At 74.8% G+C, this 23,750-nt stretch carries 22 protein-coding genes; 13 read left to right on the top strand and 9 right to left on the bottom strand.

Going from position 1 to position 23,750, the window contains the following annotated elements; translation table 11 throughout:
• The first annotated feature begins 138 nt into the window (after positions 1-138).
• The 6 genes from ACFY3U_RS15315 to ACFY3U_RS15290 all read left to right on the top strand — a co-directional run bounded on the left by ACFY3U_RS15315 (position 139) and on the right by ACFY3U_RS15290 (position 6,683).
• On the top strand, positions 139-2,526 hold the full coding sequence (locus ACFY3U_RS15315) for a M4 family metallopeptidase (protein WP_387200985.1): 2,388 nt from the start codon (positions 139-141) through the stop codon (positions 2,524-2,526).
• A 112-nt stretch (positions 2,527-2,638) separates the two neighbouring features.
• A complete protein-coding gene (locus tag ACFY3U_RS15310) occupies positions 2,639-3,406 on the top strand; it encodes an enoyl-CoA hydratase/isomerase family protein (RefSeq protein WP_387200982.1) in 768 nt (255 codons plus the stop codon).
• Positions 3,407-3,525: 119 nt separating this feature from the next.
• Positions 3,526-4,059, top strand: coding sequence for a hypothetical protein (locus tag ACFY3U_RS15305; RefSeq protein WP_387200980.1), 534 nt, complete (start codon positions 3,526-3,528; stop codon positions 4,057-4,059).
• 137 nt (positions 4,060-4,196) lie between these two features.
• Entirely contained in the window at positions 4,197-5,687 is a 1,491-nt protein-coding gene (locus tag ACFY3U_RS15300) for a serine/threonine-protein kinase (protein WP_387200977.1), read from the top strand.
• Between the two features lie 26 nt (positions 5,688-5,713).
• Positions 5,714-5,914, top strand: coding sequence for a hypothetical protein (locus tag ACFY3U_RS15295; protein WP_387200974.1), 201 nt, complete (start codon positions 5,714-5,716; stop codon positions 5,912-5,914).
• Positions 5,915-6,050: 136 nt separating this feature from the next.
• Complete coding sequence (locus ACFY3U_RS15290) at positions 6,051-6,683, top strand: hypothetical protein (RefSeq protein ID WP_387200972.1); 633 nt, start codon at positions 6,051-6,053, stop codon at positions 6,681-6,683.
• Positions 6,684-6,757: 74 nt separating this feature from the next.
• Here ACFY3U_RS15290 and ACFY3U_RS15285 read toward each other — a convergent pair whose 3' ends face one another.
• The 4 genes from ACFY3U_RS15285 to ACFY3U_RS15270 form a co-directional block, all read right to left on the bottom strand.
• Complete coding sequence (locus ACFY3U_RS15285; protein WP_387200969.1) at positions 6,758-7,201, bottom strand: HNH endonuclease; 444 nt, start codon at positions 7,199-7,201, stop codon at positions 6,758-6,760.
• 224 nt (positions 7,202-7,425) lie between these two features.
• Entirely contained in the window at positions 7,426-8,589 is a 1,164-nt protein-coding gene (locus tag ACFY3U_RS15280) for a hypothetical protein (protein ID WP_387200967.1), read from the bottom strand.
• A 535-nt stretch (positions 8,590-9,124) separates the two neighbouring features.
• Positions 9,125-10,651: an FAD-dependent oxidoreductase gene (locus tag ACFY3U_RS15275; protein ID WP_387200964.1), complete on the bottom strand. Its 1,527-nt coding sequence runs from the start codon at positions 10,649-10,651 to the stop codon at positions 9,125-9,127.
• A 39-nt stretch (positions 10,652-10,690) separates the two neighbouring features.
• Positions 10,691-11,182, bottom strand: a complete 492-nt coding sequence (locus ACFY3U_RS15270) for an MSMEG_6728 family protein (protein WP_387200961.1) — start codon at positions 11,180-11,182, stop codon at positions 10,691-10,693.
• Between the two features lie 91 nt (positions 11,183-11,273).
• On the opposite strand from ACFY3U_RS15270, the gene ACFY3U_RS15265 reads away from it, so the two are divergent.
• The 3 genes from ACFY3U_RS15265 to ACFY3U_RS15255 are packed head-to-tail and all read left to right on the top strand — an operon-like array spanning position 11,274 to position 14,035.
• Positions 11,274-13,163 (top strand): potassium channel family protein, encoded by a 1,890-nt coding sequence (locus tag ACFY3U_RS15265; RefSeq protein ID WP_387200958.1) that lies wholly within the window; start codon positions 11,274-11,276, stop codon positions 13,161-13,163.
• A gap of 48 nt (positions 13,164-13,211) precedes the next feature.
• Positions 13,212-13,685, top strand: a complete 474-nt coding sequence (locus tag ACFY3U_RS15260; protein ID WP_387200955.1) for a hypothetical protein — start codon at positions 13,212-13,214, stop codon at positions 13,683-13,685.
• Positions 13,682-14,035 (top strand): hypothetical protein, encoded by a 354-nt coding sequence (locus ACFY3U_RS15255; protein WP_387200952.1) that lies wholly within the window; start codon positions 13,682-13,684, stop codon positions 14,033-14,035. The genes ACFY3U_RS15260 and ACFY3U_RS15255 overlap by 4 nt, the downstream gene beginning before the upstream one ends.
• 15 nt (positions 14,036-14,050) lie before the next feature.
• On the opposite strand, the gene ACFY3U_RS15250 is transcribed toward ACFY3U_RS15255, so the two are convergent.
• Together ACFY3U_RS15250 and ACFY3U_RS15245 are read right to left on the bottom strand one after the other, a co-directional pair.
• Positions 14,051-15,295: an APC family permease gene (locus ACFY3U_RS15250; protein WP_387200949.1), complete on the bottom strand. Its 1,245-nt coding sequence runs from the start codon at positions 15,293-15,295 to the stop codon at positions 14,051-14,053.
• An 11-nt stretch (positions 15,296-15,306) separates the two neighbouring features.
• Entirely contained in the window at positions 15,307-16,071 is a 765-nt protein-coding gene (locus tag ACFY3U_RS15245) for a phosphatase PAP2 family protein (RefSeq protein ID WP_387200946.1), read from the bottom strand.
• Positions 16,072-16,209: 138 nt separating this feature from the next.
• On the opposite strand from ACFY3U_RS15245, the gene ACFY3U_RS15240 reads away from it, so the two are divergent.
• Positions 16,210-17,430 carry a DUF4032 domain-containing protein gene (locus ACFY3U_RS15240; protein WP_387200943.1) on the top strand — a complete coding sequence of 407 codons (1,221 nt, stop codon included), beginning with the start codon at positions 16,210-16,212 and terminating at the stop codon, positions 17,428-17,430.
• A gap of 56 nt (positions 17,431-17,486) precedes the next feature.
• Here the strand turns inward: ACFY3U_RS15240 and nagA are convergent, their stop codons facing one another.
• Genes nagA through ACFY3U_RS15225 form a run of 3 tightly spaced genes read right to left on the bottom strand, consistent with a single transcriptional unit; the run spans position 17,487 to position 20,548 of the window.
• Positions 17,487-18,596: an N-acetylglucosamine-6-phosphate deacetylase gene (gene nagA, locus ACFY3U_RS15235; RefSeq protein ID WP_387200940.1), complete on the bottom strand. Its 1,110-nt coding sequence runs from the start codon at positions 18,594-18,596 to the stop codon at positions 17,487-17,489.
• Entirely contained in the window at positions 18,597-19,574 is a 978-nt protein-coding gene (locus tag ACFY3U_RS15230) for an ROK family protein (protein WP_387201524.1), read from the bottom strand.
• A gap of 44 nt (positions 19,575-19,618) precedes the next feature.
• Positions 19,619-20,548: an SIS domain-containing protein gene (locus ACFY3U_RS15225; RefSeq protein ID WP_387200937.1), complete on the bottom strand. Its 930-nt coding sequence runs from the start codon at positions 20,546-20,548 to the stop codon at positions 19,619-19,621.
• A 199-nt stretch (positions 20,549-20,747) separates the two neighbouring features.
• On the opposite strand from ACFY3U_RS15225, the gene ACFY3U_RS15220 reads away from it, so the two are divergent.
• The 3 genes from ACFY3U_RS15220 (at position 20,748) to ACFY3U_RS15210 (ending at position 23,674) form a co-directional block, all read left to right on the top strand.
• Positions 20,748-21,533 (top strand): DeoR/GlpR family DNA-binding transcription regulator, encoded by a 786-nt coding sequence (locus tag ACFY3U_RS15220; protein WP_387200934.1) that lies wholly within the window; start codon positions 20,748-20,750, stop codon positions 21,531-21,533.
• Positions 21,534-21,653: 120 nt separating this feature from the next.
• Positions 21,654-22,664, top strand: coding sequence for an ABC transporter ATP-binding protein (locus tag ACFY3U_RS15215; RefSeq protein ID WP_387200931.1), 1,011 nt, complete (start codon positions 21,654-21,656; stop codon positions 22,662-22,664).
• Entirely contained in the window at positions 22,661-23,674 is a 1,014-nt protein-coding gene (locus tag ACFY3U_RS15210) for an ABC transporter permease subunit (RefSeq protein ID WP_387200928.1), read from the top strand. The genes ACFY3U_RS15215 and ACFY3U_RS15210 overlap by 4 nt, the downstream gene beginning before the upstream one ends.
• Positions 23,675-23,750 lie beyond the last annotated feature (76 nt).

The following is a 23,750-nucleotide window of genomic DNA, read 5'->3' as shown; positions in this document are numbered from 1 at the left end:
CGTGCATCGACGCCGTTGGGTTCCCTCCGCGGGCTCATCCTCCCGCCGACCGACGTCGCGGGCCGGACGCGCTTCCACCCTCCGCTCCTCCTCCGTGCGTCGCACCCCCTTCGTCACTCCCCCTTGTCAGGAGGGCTCGTGAAAAGACCCTTGGCCGCCGTCGGCGCCGCCTTGCTCGCCGGCGGCATGCTGACCGGCGTCGCCGCCACGGCACAGGCCAGGCCCGGGGCCACCGCCGCGGCCCCGTCCCCGGCGGCGCGGGCCGCGACCGTTCTGCGCGACCACCCCGGCCTCGTGCAGGGTGCCGGCGGGGAGACGTACCAGCCGGTCCGCACCAAGGTGGACGGCGACGGGGCGGCGCACACCCGCTACCGCCGCAGCTACCACGGCCTGCGGGTGTACGGCGGTGACTTCGTCATCCACACCGCGCCCGGCGGTGACTACGCCGGCGCCTCGGTGGGGCTGGCCGCCCCGCTGACCCTGGGCACCACGCCCAGGGTCTCCGCGACCACGGCCCGGTCGACCGCCCGCCGGGCGTTCACCGGCCGGCTGACCGGCGTGCGCGCGCCGGAGCTCTTCGTCGACGCCAGCTCCGGGCGGGGCCGGCTCGCCTGGGAGACCGTCGCCACCGGCTGGAAGGCCGACCGGCAGACGCCGTCCCGGCTGCACGTCATCGTCGACGCCGCCACCGGCCGGGTGATCGGCTCGTACGACGAGATCGAGTCGGTCGCCGGCACCGGCACCGGGGTGTACTCCGGCACCGTTCCGGTCGACACCACGCTGGCCGCCACCACGTACCAGCTGATCGACCCGTCGCACGGCGACAACTCGACCTGCGACATGAAGAACACCACCACGACCTGCACCACGGTCAGCAACGCCGACAACAGCTGGGGCGACACCGACACCCGGCAGCGTGCCGCGGTCGACGCCCACTTCGGCGCGGCCACCACGTTCGACTACTACAAGAACGTGCACGGCCGTAACGGCATCTTCGGCGACGGTCGCGGCGTGCCCAGCCGGGTCCACTACGGGCAGAGCTACGACAACGCCTACTGGGACGGCTCCCGGATGACGTACGGCGACGGGGTCAACAACTCCCGCCCGCTGGTGTCGCTCGACGTGGCCGGGCACGAGATGAGCCACGGCGTCACCGACAACCTGGTGCCCGGCGGCCTCACCTACGACGGCGAGTCCGGCGGCCTGAACGAGGCCACCAGCGACATCTTCGGCACCGCCGTCGAGTTCTACGCGAACAACGCCGCCGACCCGGGCGACTACCAGATCGGCGAGAAGATCAACATCAACGGGAACAACACCCCGTTGCGCTACATGTACAACCCCTCGCTGGACGGCGGCTCGGACAGCTGCTGGTCGACCGCCACGAAGAACAAGGACGTGCACTACTCGTCCGGGGTCGGCAACCACTTCTTCTTCAACCTGGCCGAGGGCACCGGCGATCACGGCCTGGGCAACTCGCCGGTGTGCGCCGGGCGGGCCGGGATGACCGGCATCGGCCGGGCCAAGGCTGAGCAGATCTGGTACCGGGCGCTCGACGTGTACTTCACCTCGAACACCTCGTACGTCAACACCGCCAACCCGTCGAACACCGCCCGGGCGTACACCCTGCGCGCGGCCGCCGACCTGTACGGCGCCTGCTCGGGCGAGTACAAGGCCGTGCAGGCGGCGTGGACCGCGGTGAACGTGACCGGCAACGACGCGACCTGCACGGCGACCGGCAACGACTTCTCGGTCACCCTGTCGCCGGCCTCCGCCTCGCTCTTCCGGGGCAGCTCGACCACCATCGGTGTCGTCACCGCCGTCACCGCCGGCAGCATCCAGACGGTGACCCTCTCCGCCACCGGCCTGCCGGCCGACACCCGGGTCACCTTCAACCCGGGCTCCGTGCAGGCGGGCCACGTGGCGCTGCTGAGCATCGCCACCGCGATCACCACCCCGGCCGGGACCTACCCGATCACCGTCAGCGGCACCGGTTCGGTCGGGCACGTGGCGACCTTCACGCTGACCGTCAAGGACCCGAGCATGGGCTGCCCCAGCCCGGGCCAGAAGCTCGGCAACGCCGGCTTCGAAGCCGGCACCACGCCGTGGGCCACCACCACCGGCGTGATCGGGACGTTCGGTGGCCAGCCGGCCCGCACCGGCACCCGCAACGCCTGGCTGAACGGCTACGGCAGCGCGCACACCGACACGCTCAGCCAGTCGGTGACCCTGCCGACCGGCTGCGAGGCGTACGACTTCAGCTTCTGGCTGCACGTCGACTCGGCGGAGAGCGGCACCACCACGGCGCACGACACGCTGCGGGTGCAGGTGCTCAGCCCGTCCGGCACCGTGCTGGGCACCCTGGGCACCTGGTCGAACCTCGACAAGGCCCCCGGGTACGCGGTGAAGTCGTTCTCGCTGGCCGCGTACGCCGGCCAGACCGTCACCCTGAAGTTCGCCGGCACCGAGGACTCCTCGCTGCAGACGTCCTTCGTGATCGACGACACCGCGGTCACCGTCAGCTGACGTTCGCGTGAATTCGGGCCCGGCGGCCAGCCCTCGCGGGTGGCCGCCGGGCCCGCGCCGTTATGGTCGCCGGGACGGCACCGGCACGCGCCGGCCGGCCGCGAAAGGGGTGGTGGCGGTGTCGGACGCGGAGCTGACCGTGGGCGTGACCGGCGCGGTGGCGACGGTGACCATCCACAACCCGGGGCGGCGCAACGCGATGACCCCGGCCATGTGGCGACGGTTGCCGGTGCTGCTGGACGAGCTGGAGGGCGACCCGGCCGTACGGGTGCTGGTGCTGACCGGGGCCGGGGGCACCTTCTGCGCCGGCGCCGACCTGGGCGACCTCGACGAGCTGCTGGACGCCGGTGACCACAGCATCGCGGTGGCCGCCGAGGAGCGGCTGGCCGGGTTCGCCAAGCCCACCATCGCCGCCGTCCAGGGTCCCTGCGTCGGCGGCGGCTGCCAGCTCGCCGTCGCCTGCGACCTGCGGATCGCCGCGTCTGACGCCCGGTTCGGCGTACCGCCGGCCCGGCTGGGGCTGGTCTATCCGGCGCCGACCACCCGCCGGCTGACCCGGCTGGTCGGCCCGTCCACCGCGAAGTTCCTGCTCTTCACCGCCGAGCTGATCGACGCCGAGCGGGCGCTGCGGGTGGGCCTGGTGGACGAGGTGGTCGACGACCTCCCCGCCCGGGTCGACGCGGTCACCGCGGCCATCGCCCAGCGCTCCCAGCTGAGCGTCACCGCCGCCAAGGAGATCGTGGACGACCGGGCGAACCCCGCCCGGCTCGCCTGGTGGCACCGGAAGGTGCGGGACAGCGGTGAGGCCCGCGAGGGGGTCGCCGCCCACCACGAGCGCCGGGCGCCCGACTTCCGCTGGGCGCCGCCCGGCCGGCACTGACCGCCGTTTCGCCGACCCCCGTCGATGGGTACGAGGTGACCTCGACTGGTACGGGGGTCACAGTGGACGACGATTCTCCTCGGCGGAAAACGGCCCGGCAGTCCCATCTGCCGTGGATCGTGGGCATCACCCTGGTGGTGGTGGCGGTGCTGGTCCTCGACGCGGTGGCCCTGGCACGGGCCGGCACCACGGCCTTCGAGGGCGACCCACCTGGTTGGCTGCGCACCATCGGCTGGATCGTGGCGGCGTCGGGCCTGCTGCTGGAGATCGGCGGCCTGGTCGTGCTCTTCCGTGCCAATCGACGGAACCGGGATGCCCCGCTTCGGGTGATGAGCGTGGAGCGCGGGCGTGAGCTGGCCAGAGTGGTCCGCCGCGGTGGCCCGGCATCTGCCGACGACCTGCCGTTGTTGCGGTACACCGCGGAGCAGGCGGTTGGCCAGACCCGGCTGGCCTGGTCACAGGCAGGCATCACGCTGCTGCTGGCCGGGCAGGCGTTGCTGCACTTCGGCTGGTTGTGGTGGGCCTTCGCCGCGCCCTTCACCGTGCTGTTCTGCGTCGCGTGGTGGTGGTTGTTCCGGGACGCTCGGCTCGCCGACGCCTTCCTGCGCGCCCATCCGGCTCCCGCGCCGTCCCCGCCGGCACCGGCAGGCTGACCTCGTAGGGGCCGATCGGTCGCGCCCGTCCGGGTGGCCGCCGGGCCGCTCCTGGCAGATCCGTCGATGGATGTGGGCCACGGAGGCCCGGGCTCGGTGGGTCTGCCGATGACGGTTGTCTCTGGCAGGCTGAGCCGGTGGAGAACCACATAGTCCTCGGTGGACGGTACCGACTCGGCGAGCGGCTGGGTGCCGGCGGCATGTCGGTGGTGCACTACGGCCACGACGAGGTGCTGGAGCGGGACGTCGCGATCAAGCTGCTCGCCGGCTCCGACGTCGCCGCGCGCCGCCGGATCCGGGCGGAGGCGCTGTCCGCCGCCCGGCTGTCCCATCCGAACATCACCAACGTGTACGACTACGGCGAGTCAACCGGGCCGTCGGGCGAGTGGGTGCCGTACGTGGTGATGGAGCTGCTGCCCGGTATCAGCCTCGCGCGACGGCTGGCCGACGGGCCGCTGCCGGCGCCGGCGGCGTTACGGGTCTGCGCCGAGGTGGCCGGCGCGTTGGCGGCGGCCCACGAGCGGGGTCTCGTGCATCGGGACATCAAAGCGGGCAACGTCATGCTCACCCCCACCGGCGCCAAGGTCGTCGACTTCGGCATCGCCGCGGCCACCGGGGATCCGGAGGTCGACTTCGATGGTCAGCTGATGGGTACGCCCGCCTACCTCGCCCCGGAGCGGCTCACCGTCGGCGAGGTGACCCCGGCGTCGGACGTGTACGCCCTCGGTCTGCTCCTGCACCGGGTGCTCACCGCTCGACTGCCCTGGGAGAACGAGACGACCACCCAGATGCTGCGGTCCCACGCGTACGTCGATCCGATGCCCCTGCCCCCGGTGCCGGGGGTGCCGGACGAGGTGCACCAGCTCTGCCGGCGTTGCCTGGCGAAGGACCCGGTGGCTCGCCCGTCCGCCGAGGAAGCGGCAGCGGTGCTGTCGGCAGCCGCGCTGCCCCGGGCGGCCGGTGGCCCGGGTGCGGTGGTCGACTCCGCTCCCGACCCGGCCTTCTCGGAAGGGCTCGGCGGGGACGCCGGCCCGGAGCGGTCGGGTGGTCGTGCGGCAGCCCGGCGTCCCGTGTTGCTGGTCTTCGGCGCGGTGGTGCTGGTGGTGCTGTCGCTGGCCGTCATGCGGAACCTCCCCTGGCCGGGCGGGCAGGGCGGCGACGTCGCCGGGCCGGGTGCCCTGCCACCCGGCCGGGCTCCCGGCGGAGCCACCGCGGCGTCCACCACGGACGGTGCGAGCCGCGCGGGTGGCACCACCGGTTCCGGCACGCCCGGTGCGACCGGTCCCGGGGGGGCGGGGGGGGGCGGCGGCCCCCCCCCGGGGGGCCCCCGGGGGGGCCCGCCCGCCCCCCCCCCACCCCGCCCCCCGGGGGGGGGCCCGCGGGGGGGGGGGCCCCCCGGGGGCCGGCCCGGGGGGGGGCCGGGGGCGGGGGGGGCGGGGGGGGCGCCCCCCCACCTCCCGGTGCCGGCCCGAGTGGTTCCGGCCCGGCCCCCGGCAATCCGGCGCCCCCGTCGTCCTCGACCGGGCGCCCGGGCGCCGCGGGCGGCTCCGCCGCACCGACCCCCGCCCCCACCGTGGCCCCGACCCGTCCGTCCGCCGGTGCGAGCTCGCCAGGGGGCCTGCCTGTAGGGCTGCCCATCACCGCCCTCGGGGGCGTGGTCACCGTGCTCTGCACCGGCTCGACCGCCCGGGTGGTGGCACTCGTCCCGGTGCTCGGTTACCGGGTGGAGGAATACCACCCCGGCCCGGCGGACGAGGTCCGGGTGGTGCTCGTCTCGCCGACCAACACGAGCGAGGTCAGCGCGAGGTGCGCCGGCGGTGGGCTGCGCCCCCTGATCAAGGAGAGCTCCCGGTGAGGACGCCGTTGTCGCCTGAATCGGCCGCGCCCGGCGGCCTACGGGCGCTTGCTGTACGCCCATCTCCGCCGGCCCACCGGTTTGCGTCGAGCTGACGGACGGGTAGGTTCCCCGCACGGCGGCGACGGGGGGCACAGTGGACGATCATGATGACGAGTCGCGTGCGATCCGATGGGGGCGGCGGCGGTTCCGACTGGCGTTCACCGGTGTCGGCGTACTCGCCGGGGCGCTCGGGGCGATCATCGCCGTCACCGGTGGGGGCGACGCGCTGTTCCGGGAGGGTGACCCGCCAGGTTGGCTGCGGGTGCTCGGCTGGGTGATCGCCGCCGCGGGGTTGATCATCGAGATCGTCGCGCTGGTCCGGCTGGTGCGCAACGGCTGGTACCGGCGCAACCGGCAGTCCCCGCTCTGGGCCGTGCGCTGGGTCGACCGCAACGCGATGATCAAGCGGGTCCGTCGAGGCGGACCGGTCACCGACCAGGAGCTGCCGTTGCTGCGGCGGCTCGCCGAGGGGATGCGTGGCCAGGTCTCGGCGATCTGGATCCAGGTCGGGCTGGTGATCTTCTTCGCCGGTCAGGCGTTCACGCGTTTCACCTGGTTCTGGCTGGGGTTCGCGACACTGATGGCCGCCCTGTTCGCCGTCGCGTGGTGGCAGATGCGCCGGGACGCCCGGCTCGCCGACGCCTTTCTGCGCGCCCATCCGGCGCCCGCGTCCCCGCCGTCCGGTGGGATCGGGCCGGGTGCCGGTTCGGAGGCGTCTCACCACTGAGTGGCGGGAGGGCCGGCGGGCGCCGCGCCGGGGCGTACCCCGGGCGCGGCCCCCTGTGCCCGCCGGCCGGTCTGTCACCGCCCGGCGAACGCCGCCCAGCCCGGTACGGCCGGCTCCCGCCGCAGCGGCATGGCCGCCTCGGCCGGCGTCCGGTCGCCTTTGCGCTGGTTGCAGGCGTAGCAGGCGGCGGTGGTGTTGCGCCACGTGTTCCGGCCGCCGCGGGAGCGGGGCAGCACGTGGTCGACGGTGCTGGCCGGCCCGCCGCAGTACGCGCAGCACCGGCCGTCGCGGCGCAGCACGCCGGCCCGGGACCAGGCCGGCCCGGCGCTGAACCGCCAGCGGGTCACCACGTACCGGACGAGGCGGACCACCCGGGGGACCGGGAAGACCCCGATCAGCTGGTCCGGCTCGGCCTCGTGGATCTCGGCGACCCGGCGGCAGAGCATCCGGATCGCGTGCTGCACGGTGACCCGGTGCAGCGGGCCGAGGTCGGCGTTGATGACGAGGACGGCGTCCACCGGGCTCTCCTTCCACGTTCGGCGGCGGACCGGCCGGGCAGCGAAAAAAGCCGCCCGGTCCGGTGCGGACGGGCGGCTGGTCGCGTGCGGGCGCACGCGTCAGTCGGGCTCCCCGCCCCGGGTACCTTCGGCTCGGCGACCGTCACCGGGCAGCGTCGGCCACGCGCACGTCAGGTGCGACAACGACATGGCGAGCTCCCGGTGGACTGGTCGGCCTTGCGTGATCACGGTAGGTCGACCCCGGAGACGGGGGCAACGGATTTCGATGGCACCCCGTCGCGGTCCGGCCGGCGCTGCCGCCCGGTGCGCGCGGCGGCGCGGGCGGCGGCCAGTGGTCGACTGATCCGCTCGGTCATCCGGGCGACCAGTTCGCTGTCCAGCAGCGGCCGGTTGACCTGGGCGGCGACCGTGAGGGCCGGGCCGGAGACCGAGCGCCAGACGGCGGTCAGCCCGGCGCCGAGGCCGACCAGGGCCACCGCCGCCCGGGTGGTCGGCGAGCCGGCCGCCGCGGCGGCGCTCACCCCGACCACCGCGCCGAGCACCACCAGCAGGGGTACGAGCACCGGCCAGAACACCCCGCGCGCGGCCTGCACCACCAGCTTCCGGTCCCGGATGATCAGGTTGCGGGCGATCACCGCCCAGTCCTCCTCGTCGAGCAGGTCGCGCGGGTGCAGGCCGCCGGTGAGCACGCCGCGCCACAGGTCGCCCTGGTTGCGCAGCTCCCGGGCCAGCTCGCCGGCGCCGGCCTCGGCCGGGTCGCCGAACCCGGCCCGGGTGACCGCGTCCGCCCAGGCCGCCAGGGAGCGGCGGACCACCGCCGAGGAGTACGGCGGGAGCACGCTGGCCAGCTCGTCGAGCCACCGGCTGATCTCGATCTGCCGGCCGCCGAAGCGGTGCGTGAGCCGGTCGGCGGCACCCCGGCGGACCGTGTCGGCGAGCGACCGACCCAGCCGGTACGCCAGCCCGACCCGGTGGTTGGTGGCCATCGCCCAGCGCAGTACCTCGACGTTGAGCGCGTCCAGCGCGAGCAGCAGCGGTTCACCGGCGGTCTGCGCGCGGGCGGCGGCCGGCGAGGGGCCGGGCCGCCGCGCGTCGGTCAGCGCGGCGATCTGGGCCAGCGCCACCTCCACCCCGTCCAGGTACATCCGCATCCGGTCGGGGCCGGACATCTCGGTGAGGTTGGAGAGCTTCGCGGGCGCGACGGCGGGTGGCTCGTCGGTGGCCGCCAGGTCGGCGGTCTGCGCGTGGTGGTACGCGTCGGCCATCCACCAGCCGAGGCGCAGCGCGGTGCCGATGCAGGCCCGCTCGTCGCGGAGCAGCCCGTACGCGTCGTCCCGGCCGCTCTCCTCGGCTAGGCCCGCGGCCCCGCCGACCCCGTGCGCCGCCACCCTCCCGCCCTCCCGTGCCGCCCGGTCGCGGCCTCGATCAACGTCAGTCGAGGGTAGGACGGTTCCGTATGCGAAAAGGGTCAAATCGCATAATCATCGACGCTTCGACGTGTAAGCCGAGTGTGGCCGACAGCGCGGCTGGGCTGCCTGCGGCCGGTCCCGGCGTGGCGCCGGACCGCCGCTCGCCGCTCCTGCCGCCGGGCCGCCGCTCCTGCCGCCGGCTTCCAGCGGCATTACCCTTCGTAGTGGCCAGCCCCCATTCGGTGCCACAAGCGATATGACTCTGCGGCATTTTTATACCGCAGAGTCATATCGCTTGTGACCGAATGCGGCTGCCGGCCAGGCCGCCTCCGGCCAGGCCGCCTCCGGCCAGGCCGCCTCCGGCCAGGCCGCCCTCGACCGGGGGCACCCGGACCAGGACACCCCTCCCACCATGGCGCCCCCGACCAGGGCGTCGCCCGACCGCGCGCGTGCCGGCCACCACGGCGTCGCGCCGTGCCGGCAGCCGTGGGCCGGGTAGGAGGGCGCGGGACGGTCAGCGGCGGGCCAGCAGCCCCCGGGGGCGGATCGAGCGGACCGGTTCGGCCGCCGCGCCCACGCCGCGCAGGATGTGGTTGGCCGCGATGATCCCGGTGGCCGCCGAACGCTCCATCAGCGCGCTGGGGAACTCGGTGGAGATGCCGTCCCCGGCCAGGTAGAGGCCCTCGGCGTCGGTGCGTACCCCCGGGCGGGTGGCGTGGCTGCCCGGGGTGAACGCCGGCGCCTGCGCCTCCACCCGGGCGCGCAGCTCGCGGACCCGCAGCGCGGCCGCCTCCGGCCAGAGCGCGACCAGCTCGACCCGCATCCGCTCGGCCAGCTCCTCGGCCGGAACGTCCGGCTCGCAGGCGTACGCGTGCAACTCCACCACGGAACCGCCGGTGCGCTCCGCCCAGCGGCGCGGTTCGTTCTCCAGCCGGTGGTAGAGCGTCACCGAGTCCAGCGTGGGCTGCCGGGACACGCCGTTGAACACCGCCCGGTCGGCGCGTACGTCGCCGTCCATCCAGTACCGCGCCACCGCGTACGGCGGGCCGGGGCGACCGAACGCGGGCATCCGCTCCACCAGCCCGGGCGCCGCCGCGACCAGGCCGGGGGAGGCGGCGACCAGCGCGGCGAGCGCGGGCGGGTCGACGGCGAGCACCACGTGCCCGGCGGCGTGGACCGTGCCGTCCGCGGTGGTCACCCGCCAGCCCTCCGGTGCGCGGTCCAGCCGGGTCGCGGCGGCGCCGGTGAGCACCCGGCCGCCGTGCTTGTCCACGTGCCGAGCCAGCGGCTGCCAGATCGCCGTGCCGTAGTCGGAGTCCGGGCAGTCGAACGCCAGCCCCTCCGGGTTGCCGAGCAGGTAGAAGTGGAACTGGGCGATCATCTCGGCGGCCGACATCTCCGCCTCGTGGTTGAAGAACGAGTGCGAGAAGACCTCGAAGAGCATCGCCCGGGCCCGGTCCGGCAGGCGCAGCGAGCCGAGCAGCTCGTCGGCGGTCCGCTCGTCGAACTCGGCGTAGGTGCGTACCGGGTCGTAGGTGAGCAGCGGCAGGGCCGCGTCCCGGTCCATCGTGCGCAGGTCGGCCAGGCGCAGGCTGGGGCTGCGGGCCAGCAGGGCGAGCAGGTTCGCCGGCGGCGCGGGCGGCAGCTTGCCGAACTCCTCGGTGGGCCACTGCGCGGACAGGATCGGGTAGCCGGGGATCGGCTTGAGGAAGCCCAGCCCCGGGTCGACCCGCCGCAGGATCGACCGCCAGTTGTAGTACTGCCGGAAGAACGCGTGGAAGCCGTGCTCGTTCTGCTGCGGGCCGTCGGCCAGCGCCTCCGGCCAGGCGCCGAGCCGGCCGCCGAGGGTCGGCGCCGCCTCCAGCACCGTCACGTCCACCCCGCGTTCGGCGAGCACCACCGCCGCCGACATGCCGGCGATCCCGCCACCGACCACCACGGCGGTGACCGGGCGCGGCACACGCGGGGCGCCACCACCGCCCGGGTCCACCTCGTGCTCGCGTACGCCGATGAGCCGACCCACCACTTGCGACAGCGCCATGTGCACCTTCCCGACCGACCGAGCCCCCAGTCTGCCCGGTCAGGCGTCCGGCGGCAGCAGGCAGCGCCGTTCCCGGTCCGAGCCGGGCCAGACGTACTCCAGGTCGGGCGGGACGTCGCCGAACCGGGGCCGGTAGTGCTCGGGGTCCTTGCGCAGCAGCGACGAGCGGTGGCTCAGGTGCAGGTCGTCGCGGCCCAGCCACGGCGGCAGCTCACCGACGGCGGCCAGCTCGGCCTGGGTGCGGACGGTGGTCACGCCGCAGGCGGCGGTGAGGTCGGTGACCATGGTGGCGGCGCAGGTGTCGGCCCGTCCCGGCTCGCACCACACCGCGCACATGTCCAGCCCGTACCGGGTCAACGCCTCCTCGTAGCCGGCCCACATCTTCACCGCCGGATGGTTGCGCCAGCCGTAGCCCGGCCGGGTCAGCCCGCGCAGCACCTGGATGGTCTCCACCCGCTGCTTGCCCAACCGCTTCTGGTCCAGCGCCCGGGCGCTGGCCAGGAAGTCCGGGTACGGGAGGAAGGTCTGCATGCGGCTGATCTACCCGGGTCGCGGCCGGCCATGCCTGCTCGATGATCACCGGGGGCTGCGCCGAGTGCGAGCGGCTGACTACCATCCGGGCATGGCGGATCCTCTGCGCGACCGGGCCCGGGTGAAGGGCTGGCGGCTGCGGATCAACGGTGACACCCGCCCGCACTACGTGGTCTGCGGCTCCGACCCGCTGGCGCATCGGGTGGTCAAGGCGCTGCTCGCCAGCGAGGTGTCCGGCGCCCGGGTTCGGGTCACCCTGGTGGTGCCGGAACGCCGCCGCACCGATGGGCCGGACGGCCGGGACCTGCCCGGCGTGCACGTGATCACCGCGAACCGGATGGACGAGGGGGTGTTCCACCGCGCCGGGCTGGCCGGCGCGGCCGGTCTCGCGCTGCTGCACCAGGACGACGTGGGCAACATGCACGCCGCGCTCTGCGCCCAGGAGGTCGAGCCCCGGCTGCGGCTGGTGGTGCGGATGTTCAACACCAGTCTGGCCAACGGGGTCCGCCAGCTGTTTCCGCAGTCGGCGGTGCTGTCGGACGCCTCGATGGCCGCGCCGGCCTTCGTGGCGGCCGCCCTCGGTGAGGTCGCCCCCACCCACTTCCGGCACGCCGGCCGCACCATGTACGTGGCCCGCCGCGAGGACGTCCGCCCGGCCGACGTGGTCTGCGGCGTGGCCGACACCACCGATCCGGACGGGGTGGCGGTGCTGCCCGCCGACGAGTCGACGGCCGACGTGGTGATCGCCGAGGCCACCGGCGCGCCGGTCGGCACCGAGTTGGCGGCCCGCCGGCTGGTCCGGGCCCGCCGCCGACGACGGCCGATGGCGGTGCTGCTGCGGGCGGTACGCAGCTTCGCCACCCGCAAGATCGGCATCGCGGTGCTGGTGCTGCTGAGCGTGATCGCCGTGCTCGGCTGGCTGAACGGGCGGGCGGCGGACGTCAGCTGGAACGAGGCGCTCTACCTCACGCTGGTCACCACGCTCAGCGGTCAGGACCCGGACGTCAACAAGCCGGCCGCCGCCCAGGTCATGCAGGTGGTGCTGAACCTGGCCGGCCTGGCGCTGATCCCGCTGATCACCGCCGTGGTGGTCGACGGCATCGTGAACGCCCGGCTGGCCCTGCACGACGGGCGGATCCAGCCGTACCGGGCCGGGCACGTGGTGGTGGTCGGGCTGGGCAACATCGGCACCCGGGTGATGGCCCAGCTGCGCGACTTCGGCGTGGAGGTGGTGGCCATCGACCGGCTGCCGGACGCCCGGGGCGCCGAGCTGGCCCGCCGGCTCGGCGTCCCGCTGATCGTCGGTGACGCGGCCCGGGAGGAGACGCTGCGGTCGGCGTCCGTGGAGCACTGCCAGGCGCTGGTGGTGGTCTCCACCGACGACGGGGTGAACCTGCGGGCCGCGCTGACCGCCCAGGCGCTCAGCCCCGACCTGCGGGTGGTGCTGCGGCTGTTCGACGGCGACTTCGCCGAGCGGATCCAGCGGGCCTTCGGCATCGGCACCTCGCGCAGCGTGTCGTACCTGGCCGCGCCGTCGTTCACCGCCGCCCTGCTGGACCGGGCGGTGATCGCCACCATCCCGGTGGACCGGCACGCCCTGCTGGTGGTCGACGTGCCGGTCGGCGCCGGTGCCGCGCTGGACGGCCGGCCGCTCGCCGCGGTGGCCCGCCCGGGCGAGGTGCGCCTGCTCGCGCACACCCGGGCCGGGCGCACCGACTGGGGGGCCGACCGCCGGATGGTGATCAACGCGGGCGACCGGCTGACGGTGGTCGCCCGCCGCGCCGGGCTGGACGCCCTGATCCGGGAGACCACCCCACCGGTACGCGTCGGCGAGCCCGGCCCCGGTCGCCCGCCGACGCCCGGCTCCCGGGCCACCCCCACGCCTGGTTCCGCCCCGCCGGCGGGGCCGGACCGGCCGCCCGCTGAGGACCGGCCGCCCGGGCGGCCACCGAGCCAACGCGCCGACGACAACGCGGATTGAGCGAGGACGGCCCCCGAAAACGCCGACTTCCACGGTAGTGTGGAAGTCGTGTCCGCAGTCTACGAAGAACTTCCGTTCAGCGAGTTCCTGCACAAGCCCGCCGCCGCCGCCGACCGACTCGACCGGGTGCGCGCGCTGCGGCTGCGGCGGCGGGGCGCCGGTGATCTGGCGCTGACCCGCGCCGACCAGCTGGAGCGCGACGCCGTGGTCGTCGACTTCACCGCCCGCCTGCTGGCCGGGTTGGTGCGGTCCGAGCCGACCGACGTGGTGCGACGGGTGCTGGGCGAGGCCCTGCCCTGGGTCTCCTTCCTGCCCGCGGTCGACGTCGACCTGCTGCTCGACGAGCTGGTCACGGTCGCCCAGGGCGCGGCGTCGCTGGAGAACCTGTCGCCGGTCGCGGTGCTGCTGACCCAGTGGCGGCACACCGCCGAGATCCACGCCGACCCGACGCTGCTGGAGCTGCTGACCCGGGAACCGGCCGCCGACCTCGGTCCGGTGCCCGCCCCCGACGCGCGCCCGTGACTCCGAAGCGAGGGGGCCGCGCGGCCCCACCCGCCGTCGGAACGGAGTACGAACTGCGCTTCGCCGATTCGGCCGCTGTCGACGGTTGGGAGCAGCTGGCCCGACAGGCACCCGCCAACCTGCGGCGTGCTTACGAGGCGATCCGCGCGGATCCGCGGGCGCGTACCGCCCCCGAACGTCAGCACCGGCTCAAGGGCACCCTCGGCTCCGGCTCCTGGAAGGGGCAAGAGTTGGAGCGCTGGCAGTACGAGGTCACCGGCGGCGGCCGCATCTGGTACCTGATCGACGACGAACGGCGCACGGTGTGGCTGACCTACGCCGGCACCGGCCACCCCCGCGAGACGGAGTGAGAGCGGCGGGGGTGGTCAGGTGGCCGGGCGGCGGTGGCGCAGGGTGTACCAGAGTGCGCCGAGGACGAGCACGCCGAAGCCGGCCAGCACGCTGACGACCGGCAGGTTGACCGCGAGCAGCAGGCAGCCGACCAGCCCCAGCGCGGCGAGGAGCCGGACGGGCAGCTTCCGCGCCGGGTCCCGTCCCAACGTCAGCGCCGCCGCGTTGGTGATCGCGTAGTAGACCAGCACCGTGCAGCTGGAGAAGCCGATCGCCCCGCGGACGTCGCCGAGCGCCACCACCACGATCACCACCGCGGCCACCGCCAGCTCGGCCCGCAGCGGCACCTGGCGGGTCGGGTCGACGGCGGCCAGCGCGCCGGGCAGGTCCCGGCGGCGGGCCATCGCCAGGGTGGTGCGCCCGACTCCGGCGAGCAGCGAGAGCAGGACCCCGGTCACCGCCACGGTGGCCCCGGCCCGGACCACCCAGGCCAGCCCGGGCAGCCCGGCCGCGGTCACCACGTCGGCCAGGGGCGCGGCGGAGGCGGCCAACCGGTCGGCCCCGAGCACACCGACCGTGACCACGGCGAGCACCAGGTAGACCGCCAGCACCACACCGAGGGCGAGCGGCACCGCGCGGGGGATGGTCCGCTCCGGCTCGCGCACCTCCTCGCCCAGGGTGGCGATCCGGGCGTACCCGGCGAAGGCGAAGAAGAGCAGGCCGGCGGCGGTGAGCACCCCGCCCGCCGAGCCGCCGCCCGCGCCGAGCCGGTCGAGCTGGACGTGCCCGGCCGCCACCCCGGTCAGCACGACCAGGGCGAGCACCGCGAGCACCACCACGACCAGGGCCTTCGTCGCGGCCGCGGTCTTGGCGATGCCGCGCAGGTTCACCGCGGTCACCGCCAGCACCGCGGCCACCGCGACGAGCCGGGCCTGCCCCGGCCAGAGGTACGCGCCGATGGTCAGCGCCATCGCCGCGCAGCTCGCCGTCTTGCCGACCACGAAACCCCAGCCGGCCAGGAAGCCGGCGAACGGGCCGAGCCGCTCCCGCCCGTACACGTAGCTGCCGCCGGATTCCGGGTAGCGGGCGGCGAGCCGGGCGGAGCTGGTCGCGTTGCAGAACGCGATCAGCCCGGCCAGCGCCAGCGCCACCAGCAGCCCGGCGCCGCCGGCCGTCGCGGCGGCCGGGGCGAACACCACGAAGACGCCCGCGCCCAGCATGGCGCCGAGCCCGATCACCACCGCATCCGGTACGCCCAGCCGGCGCGCGAGTCGATCCACGAGCGCAGACCCTAGGGGTACGAGGTGAACGGGCGGTCCCACCGGCGCAACCGGCCGGGCAACGGCAGCGTGTCCCAGGGCACCCGGCGCAGCAGCCGGTCCAGCAGCAGCCCGAGCAGCAGCCCGGCCACCGAGTCGGTCAGCCAGTGCCAGCCCAGGTAGGTGGTGGTGCACAGCACGATCAGCGGCGGCAGCACCCGCACGGCGGTGAGCAGCCGGTCCGGCAGCCGCCGGCCGCCGAGGGTGGCCAGCAGCGGCCCGAGCAGCAGCGCGATGATCCCGTACCAGACGATCGCGTTGGCCACGTGCCCCGACGGGTACGACATGCCGTAGCGCCCGGCGGTGTGGAAGAGCTGGATGGTGTCGGCCTCCGGCAGGTACGGCGGTTTGACGCTGGCGCTCGGCGCGGCCCGGTCGGTCCAGAGCTTGAGCGGCCCGATGGTCAGGTTGGTGAGCAGGAACGCGGCCACCGGCGGCAGCACCGGGCGCACCGAGCGCAGCCGGACGGCCAGCAGCACGCCCAGCCCGGCGGCGATCAGCGTCAGCGGGGTGCCCTGACCCAGGAAGTTGAGCACGAAGGCCACCCAGTACGCGGCCGTGGGCCGGTGCTCGTCCGCCCAGTCGGCGACCGCCCGGTCCAGCCCCAACAGGTGGCCGGTGGCGAGCGCCACGGTCAGCGCGACCAGGGCGGCGAGCAGCAGCCCGTCGTACCACCAGCCGGCCGGGCGGACCGGGGTCGGGCGCGCTTCGGGGCGTACCGTCGTGGTTTGCCGCACCCGGTCACGCTACCGGGCGCGGTCGGTGGCCGACCGGCGCGGACCGGTTGGCCGTTCGGGCCGGCCGGCGGTCGCGGGGCTGTGTGTCGAGCCACGAAGGGAAGCGCTCGACGGGGGGCACCCGTCACACTTGTCGGCGTGCGGATCACCTCGGCCCTCGTCGACCCGGCGCTGCTCGACCTTCCCTGGTCGACCCCGCTGGAGGAGTGGCCCGCCCATCACCTGGTGGCGCTGCCGCAGGGCATCTCCCGGCACATCGTCCGGTTCGTCCGGCTCGGTGACTACGTGTACGCGTTCAAGGAGACCCGGGAGCGGATCGCCGAGCGGGAGTACGACCTGCTGCGGGCCCTGGAACGGATCGACTTCCCGTCGGTCGAGGCGGTGGCGATCGTCGCCGACCGGCAGACCGACGACGGTGAGCCGCTGGAGTCGGTGCTGATCACCCGGCACCTGCAGTTCTCGCTGCCGTACCGGGCGCTGTTCTCCAACACGCTGCGGCCGGAGACGATGAACCGGCTGTTGGACGCGCTCGCCGCGTTGATCGTGCGGATGCACCTGACCGGCTTCTTCTGGGGCGACTGCTCGCTGTCCAACACGCTGTTCCGGCGGGACGCGGGCGCGTTCGCCGCCTACCTGGTGGACGCCGAGACCGGCGCGCTGCACACCTCGCTCTCCGAGGGTCAGCGCGGCGAGGACCTGGAGATCGCCCGGGTCAACATCTTCGGCGAGGCGCTGGACCTGCAGGCCGCCGGGCTGCTGCACGACTCGATCGACCCCGAGGTGGTCTGCGACGAGGTGGTCCGGCGGTACGAGCGGCTCTGGCACGAGATCACCTACGAGCAGCAGGTCGAGCGGCAGGCCCGGCACGACATCGAGGGGCGGATCCGGCGCCTCAACGAGCTGGGCTTCGACGTCGCCGAGGTGGCCATGTCGACCGCCGCCGACGGCCGCTACCTGGTCCGGCCCAAGGTGGTCGACGCCGGCTACCACACCCGGCGGCTGATCCGGCTGACCGGCCTGGACGCCGAGGAGAACCAGGCCCGCAAGCTGCTCAACGACCTGGACGCGTACCGGGTGGAGAGCGACCTGACCGACGAGCAGCAGGCCGCCCACCGGTGGCTGACCGAGGTGTTCGAGCCGGTGGTCCGGGCGGTGCCCGCGGACCTGCGCCGCAAGCTGGAGCCGCAGGAGCTGTTCGCCCAGATCATCGAGCACAAGTGGCTGCTCTCCGAGCGGGCCGGGCGGGACGTCGGGATGGGCCCGGCGGTCCAGTCGTACCTGGCGGACGTGCTGGTGCACCGCCCGGACGAGCAGGCCGTCCTCGGCGTCGACGTCCCCGCCGCCGCCGACCTGGCCTGATCGCACCGCGGGCGGGCCGGGCGGGGCCTCGCGCCGTCGCCGGGCCCCCCGGTCGGTCAGGCCAGCCAGTCGCCCGCGCGCATCACCCGGACCACGTTCAGGTCGTCGTCCAGCTCCACCAGGTCGGCGCGCAGGCCCACCTGCAGCGCGCCGAGCCGGTCACCGAGGCCGATGGCGCGGGCCGGGGTGGTGGCCAGCATCCGGACCGCGTCGGCGAGCGGGATGCCGGCGGCGACCGCCCGGCGCAGCGCCGCGTCCATGGTCAGCGTGCTGCCGGCGATCGCGCCGCCGTCGGTCAGCCGGGCCACCCCGTCGGTCACCGTGACCGGCTGCCCGCCCAGCTCGTACGCCCCGTCGGCCATCCCCGCGGCAGCCATCGCGTCGGTGATCAGGGCGGTCCGCTCCGGGCCGGCCACCGTGGCGGCGAAGGTGAGCGTCCCGTCGTGCAGGTGCACCCCGTCGGCCACCAGCTCGCAGACCACGTTCGGCGCGTCCAGCAGGGCCAGCACCGGGCCGGGCTCGCGGTGGTGCACCGGCCGCATCCCGTTGAACAGGTGGGTGGCGACGCTCGCGCCGGCGGCCACCGCGGCCCGGGCCTGGTCCCAGGTGGCGTCGGTGTGGCCGACCGCGGCCACCACGCCGCGCGCGGTGAGCAGCCTGATCGCCTCCAGCGCGCCGTCCCGCTCGGGGGCCAGCGTCACCATCCGCAGCGCGCCGTCGCCGGCCTCGATCAGCGCGGTCAGCTCGTCGGTCGACGGGTCGCGGAGGAACTCCGGGTTCTGCGCGCCGCACCGGGCCGCCGACAGGTACGGCCCCTCGAAGTGGATGCCGGCCAGCACCCCCTCGGCGACCAGCGGGGCGTACGCGGCGGTCGCCGCCCGCATCAGCTCGAACGGGCCGCTGACCAGGCTGGCGAGCAGGGTGGTGGTGCCGTGCCGGAGGTGGAACGCGGCCGCCTCTCGCGCCGAGCCGGCGTCACCGGTGGTGAAGCTGTGCCCGCCGCCGCCGTGGGTGTGCATGTCCACGAAGCCGGGCACGATCCAGTGCCCGTCCCGGACCGACGGGTACTCGGCCACCGCTCGGATGCGCCCGCCGTCGATCTCCACGCACCCCTGCCGGATCACGCCGGTCGGGGTCACCACCTTGCCGGTCACCCGCAGGGCCATTCACGTCTCCTCAACCTCGACAGCGAGCAGGGCGGCGCCGAGGCAGCCCGCCTCGTCGCCCAGGGCGGCCGCGACCAGCCGCGGCTCCCGGTGGAAGGTCATCCTCTCGCACAGCGCCGCGCGCAGCGGATCCAGTAGCTGCGCGCCGGCCCGGGCCAGCCCGCCGCCGAGCACGACGGTCTGCACGTCGAACAGCGCCTGGCCGGTGGCCAGGCCGTCGGCCAGCGCCTCGACGGCCTCCCGCCACACCCGGCCGGCCAGCGGTTCGCCGCCGGCCGCCCGCCGCGCCACCTCCGCCGCGGAGACCGCCCGGCCAGGGCCCGCACCGACCGGGTTCGCGTCGGTCGGGTTCGCGTCGGTCGAGTCGGCGCCCGTCGGGTGCGAGCCGTTCGGGTCCGGGCCGGTCGGGGTCGCGGTGTCGGCGAGCTGCGCGTAGCGGCGGGCGATGGCCGAGGCCGAGGCGATCGCCTCCAGGCAGCCGCGCCGCCCGCAGCCGCAGGGCGGGCCGTCGGGGCGTACCAGGATGTGGCCGATCTCGCCGGCCGCGCCGTGCGCGCCGGCGGCGGCCGACCCGGCGACCACGTGCGCGCCGGCGATGCCGGTGCCGATCGCCACGAAGAGCACGTGGGCGGTGCCTCGGCCGGCGCCGAGCCGGGCCTCCGCGACGCCGCCCACCCGCACGTCGTGGCCGAGCGCCGTGGGCAGGCCCAGCCGCGCCACCGCCAGGTCCCGCAGCGGTACGTCCCGGAAGCCCACGTTCGCCGACCAGACCGCCACCCCGGCCGCCTCGTCGACCACCCCGGGCACGGCGATGCCGCAGGCCACCGGGGTGAGCCCGGCGGCGCGGGCCCGCGCGGCCAGCCCCTCGGCCACGTCCAGCACGGTGCCGACCACGGCGTCCGGCCCGCGGCCGGCGTCGGTGGGGTGCCGCTCGCTGTGCACGACCGTGCCGTCCGGGCGGACCAGCGCGCACTTCATGCCGGTGCCGCCGACGTCGAGCGCGATGACGACGTCGGCGGGATTCACGCCAGAACCACTGAGCGGGTCAGGTGCCGCGGCGCGTCCGGGTCGAGGCCGCGGCTGGTGGCCAGCGCCACCGCGAACCGCTGGGCCAGGATCAGGTCGGCCATCGGGTCGACCGGGGTACGCCCCGCCGCCCATCGCCCGAGCGAGGTGCGGCAACCGTGGTGCCGGCTGTGCACGAAGGCGGCCCCGGTGGCGGCCACGTCCTCCGGCAGCCCCTCGGGCAGCTCACCGAACGCCCAGACCAGCCGGCCCGGCGCGGCGATCGAGATCGGGCCGTGCCGGTAGTCCATGGCCGGGTACGCCTCGGCCCAGAAGGTGGCCGCCTCCCGGCACTTCAGCGCGGCCTCCTGGGCCAGCCCGACCGTCCAGCCCCGGCCGAGGAAGGTGGCCTGCTCGATCCGGGCCGGGTCGATCGGCAGCGGCGCCCGCACCGCGACCTCGGCGTCGGCGGCCAGCGCCTCGACGTTGTCGCCGAGGTGGGCACGCAGCAGCGCCAGCGAGGTGGTGGCGAAGCGGGTCTGCACCACCGACCGCTCGTCGGCGAAGGGCAGCGCGACCGCCGCGTCGGCCAGCTCGACGGCCGGCGAGCCCGGGTCGCCCACCAGCACGGTGGTGGGCACCCGGCCGCGCAGGGCGGCGAGCAGGTCGAGCACCTCGGTGGTGGTGCCGGAGCGGGTGATCGCGAGCAGCCGGTCGTAGCGGCGGCCGAGCGGGAACTCGCTGGCCTGGAAGGCGTCGGTCTCGCCCTGCCCGGCGCGCTCGCGCAGCCCGGCGTACGCGGCGGCCATGAACCAGGAGGTGCCGCAGCCGACCACGGCGACCCGCTCGCCGGGGCGGGGCAGCCGGTCGGTGACCGTGGCGGCCAGCCGCGCCGCCTCCCGCCAGCACTCGGGCTGGCTGGCGATCTCCGCGTCGACGTACGCCATGAGGACTCCTCGCAGAGGGCGGCGATGCGCAATACGGCGCGTTAGCGCCGTCGTTCGCGCGTTATTCTGCGCGAGCCCGGGTGGCGCTGGCAACCAGCTCCCGGTTCGCGCAGAGCAAAGTTTTGCGCCCCGGTAGTTTCGCGCACTACTGTGCACGCAATCAATCACCGATCGTGCAGAGTCGACGGAGGCCCCCCAGGTGGACCGGTACGCCAGATGGAACGCTCTGCTCGAGATGCTGACCGACAGCGGGCGGGTCAGCGTCGAGGAGGCGGCCGAGCGGCTGGACGTCTCGCAGGCCACCATCCGGCGCGACTTCGACCAGCTCGCCCAGCAGCAGATGATCACCCGTACCCGGGGTGGGGCGGTCGCCAACGGCGTCTCGTACGACCTGCCGCTGCGCTACAAGACCGCGAAGCACTCGGCCGAGAAGCAGCGGATCGGGGCGGCCGCCGCCGCGCTGGTCACCCCGGGCACCGTGGTCGGCCTGAACGGTGGCACCACCAGCACCGAGGTGGCCCGGGCGCTGGCTGTCCGGCCCGACCTGAACACCAGCGCCGAGGGCGCCCAGCTCACCGTGGTCACCAACGCGCTGAACATCGCCAACGAGCTGCTGGTGCGTTCCCGGATGAAGGTGGTGGTGGCCGGCGGCGTGGTGCGGCCGAAGTCGTTCGAGCTGGTCGGCCCGCTGGGCGGGGCGCTGCTGCGCGAGGTCACCCTGGACATCGCCCTGCTCGGGGTGGACGCGGTCGACCCGCAGCTCGGCGCCGCCGCCCACCACGAGGGCGAGGCGGCGATGAACAACCTGATGGTGGCCCGGGCCAAGCGGGTGGTGATCATCGCGGACTCGTCCAAGCTGGGCGGTCACGCCTTCGCCCGGATCTGCCCGGTGGACCGGGTGGAGACCCTGGTGACCGACTCCGGGGCCGACCCCGCGCTGGTCGAGGCGTTCCGGGTCGCCGGGGTGCACGTCATCTGCGCCTGAGTGCCTCGTTACTCCACCGTGGGCGACGATCGGCGTCCTCCATGCATACCGGGTATCGCCGCGAAGGGCATACCGCGTATGGTGACCGCTGTCATAGCCACCGACGGGGGAGGCGCAGCTTTGTCGGCCGTCCTGGAGATCGAAGGTCTACGTAAGACGTACCGGAGCCGGAAGCGGGGCGTGCGCAACGCCCTGGACGGCTTCGACATGCGGGTCGAGGCGGGGCAGGTGCACGGCTTCCTCGGCCCCAACGGCTCCGGCAAGACCACCACCCTGCGTACCCTGCTCGGCCTGATCCGGCCGGACGGTGGCCGGATGGCCGTCCTCGGCCACGAGGTGCCCGCCGCGCTGCCCACCGTGGCCCGCTCGGTGGGTGCGATCGTGGAGAGCCCGCAGTTCTTCCCGCACTTCTCCGCCCGGGACACGCTGTCCCTGCTGGCCGGCGCGGGGGAGGTGCCCGGCACCCGGGTGGACGAGGTGCTGGAGCTGGTCGGCCTGCGCGACCGCGCCGGCGACCGGGTCAAGACCTACTCGCTCGGCATGAAGCAGCGGCTCGCCGTCGCCTCGGCCCTGCTCAAGAACCCGAAGCTGCTCATCCTCGACGAGCCGGCCAACGGCCTGGACCCGGGCGGCATCCGGGAGATGCGCACCCTGATGCGCACCCTCGCCGAATCCGGGATGACCGTGGTGCTCTCCAGCCACATCCTCGGCGAGATCCAGCTGATCTGCGACGAGGTCACCATCATCTCGCTGGGCCGCCGGGTCGCCGCCGGCCCGGTCGACCAGGTGCTGGCCGCCCACTCGCAGGGCGGCGTGCGGGTCCGGCTGGAGGCCGCCGAGGACCTCACCGCCGCCGCCGACCTGCTGGAGCGGGCCGGCCTGACGGTGACCCGGCACCCGGACCACCTGATGCTGGCGGGCGTCGACAAGCCCGCCTCGGTCAGCCGGCTGCTGGCCGAGCAGCACCTCTACGTCAGCGAGCTCGCCCCGGTCGCGGTGGACCTGGAGAGCGTCTTCCTCGAGCTGACCGCCACCGCGCCGGTCCCCGGGCAGCACCGCCAGGTCGACCAGTCCACGAAGGTCGGCACGCCGGATGCCACCGGCGGCACCGCGGGAGGGTGGGGCGCATGAGCTTGTACGTCACCGAGCTGCGCCGGCTGGCCAAGCGCCGGCTGACCCGGGTGATGCTGGTGCTGCTCGTCCTCGGCCTCGGCACCATCGTCACCGCGTTCGCCTTCTCCAGCCACCAGCTGTCCCCGGCCGTGGTGGCGAAGGCCCAGGCCGAGGCCGACGCGAACTACCGCACCGCGCTGGCCGACTGGCAGCGCAGCGTCACCAACTGCGAGGCGGCCAAGGCCCGGGGTGAGCAGGTCGAGGAGCCGCTGCGCGCGGACTGCGGACGCAGCTGGCAGCCGACGCCGGAGAACTTCGACCCGGCGTGGAGCCTGCCGTACCAGTTCGACTTCCGGGCCGAGTTCGGCAACTTCGTCGCCGTCTTCGCCGGGGTGGTCGCGCTCTTCGCCTTCCTGTTGGGCGCCTCGTTCGTGGGCGCCGAGTGGAGCTCCGGCGGGATGATGAACCTGCTGCTCTGGCGGCCGAAGCGGCTGACCGTGCTCGGCACCAAGCTGGCCGCCGTGCTCACCGCCGTGACCGGGGTGACGGTGCTGCTCGGCGCGCTGTGGACGCTGGCCTTCTGGCTGATCGGCACGTACCGGGGCAGCACCGCGCGGGTCACCTCGGGGGTCTGGCAGTCGACCGGGATCAGCGGGCTGCGCGCGCTGGCGCTGATCCTGGCGGTCGGCGCGGTCGCCTTCGCGCTGGCGTCCCTCGGCCGGCACACCGCGATGGCGCTCGGCGTGGCGGTCGGGCTGGGCGTGGTCAGCGAGATCGGCGTCCGGATCGCGGTGGCGATCGCCGGGGTGCGGTTCGGCGAGCGGTACGTGCTGTCCACCTACGCGCTCGCCTGGTTCCAGCAGCGGTGGACGCTGACCGACTACCGCTCCTGCGACTTCGTCCAGGGGGTGTGCAACCCCCGGGAGATGCTGGTCACCTGGCAGGACTCGGCGCTGGTGTTCGGGCTCGGCACGGCCGTGGTGCTGGTGGTCGCCTTCTGGATGATGCGCCGCCGGGACGTCACCTGAGCCCGGGCCGCCCGGTTCGGGCGGCCATCGCGACGGGCGGGCCCGGGCGACCCGGGGCCGCCCGTCGCCGGCTGCG

The sequence above is a fragment of the Micromonospora sp. NPDC000089 genome (assembly GCF_042899365.1).
In the GTDB taxonomy this organism is placed as follows: domain Bacteria; phylum Actinomycetota; class Actinomycetes; order Mycobacteriales; family Micromonosporaceae; genus Micromonospora.
Note: the sequence above shows the minus strand (reverse complement) of the source record. Positions and strands in the feature narration are given on the sequence as shown.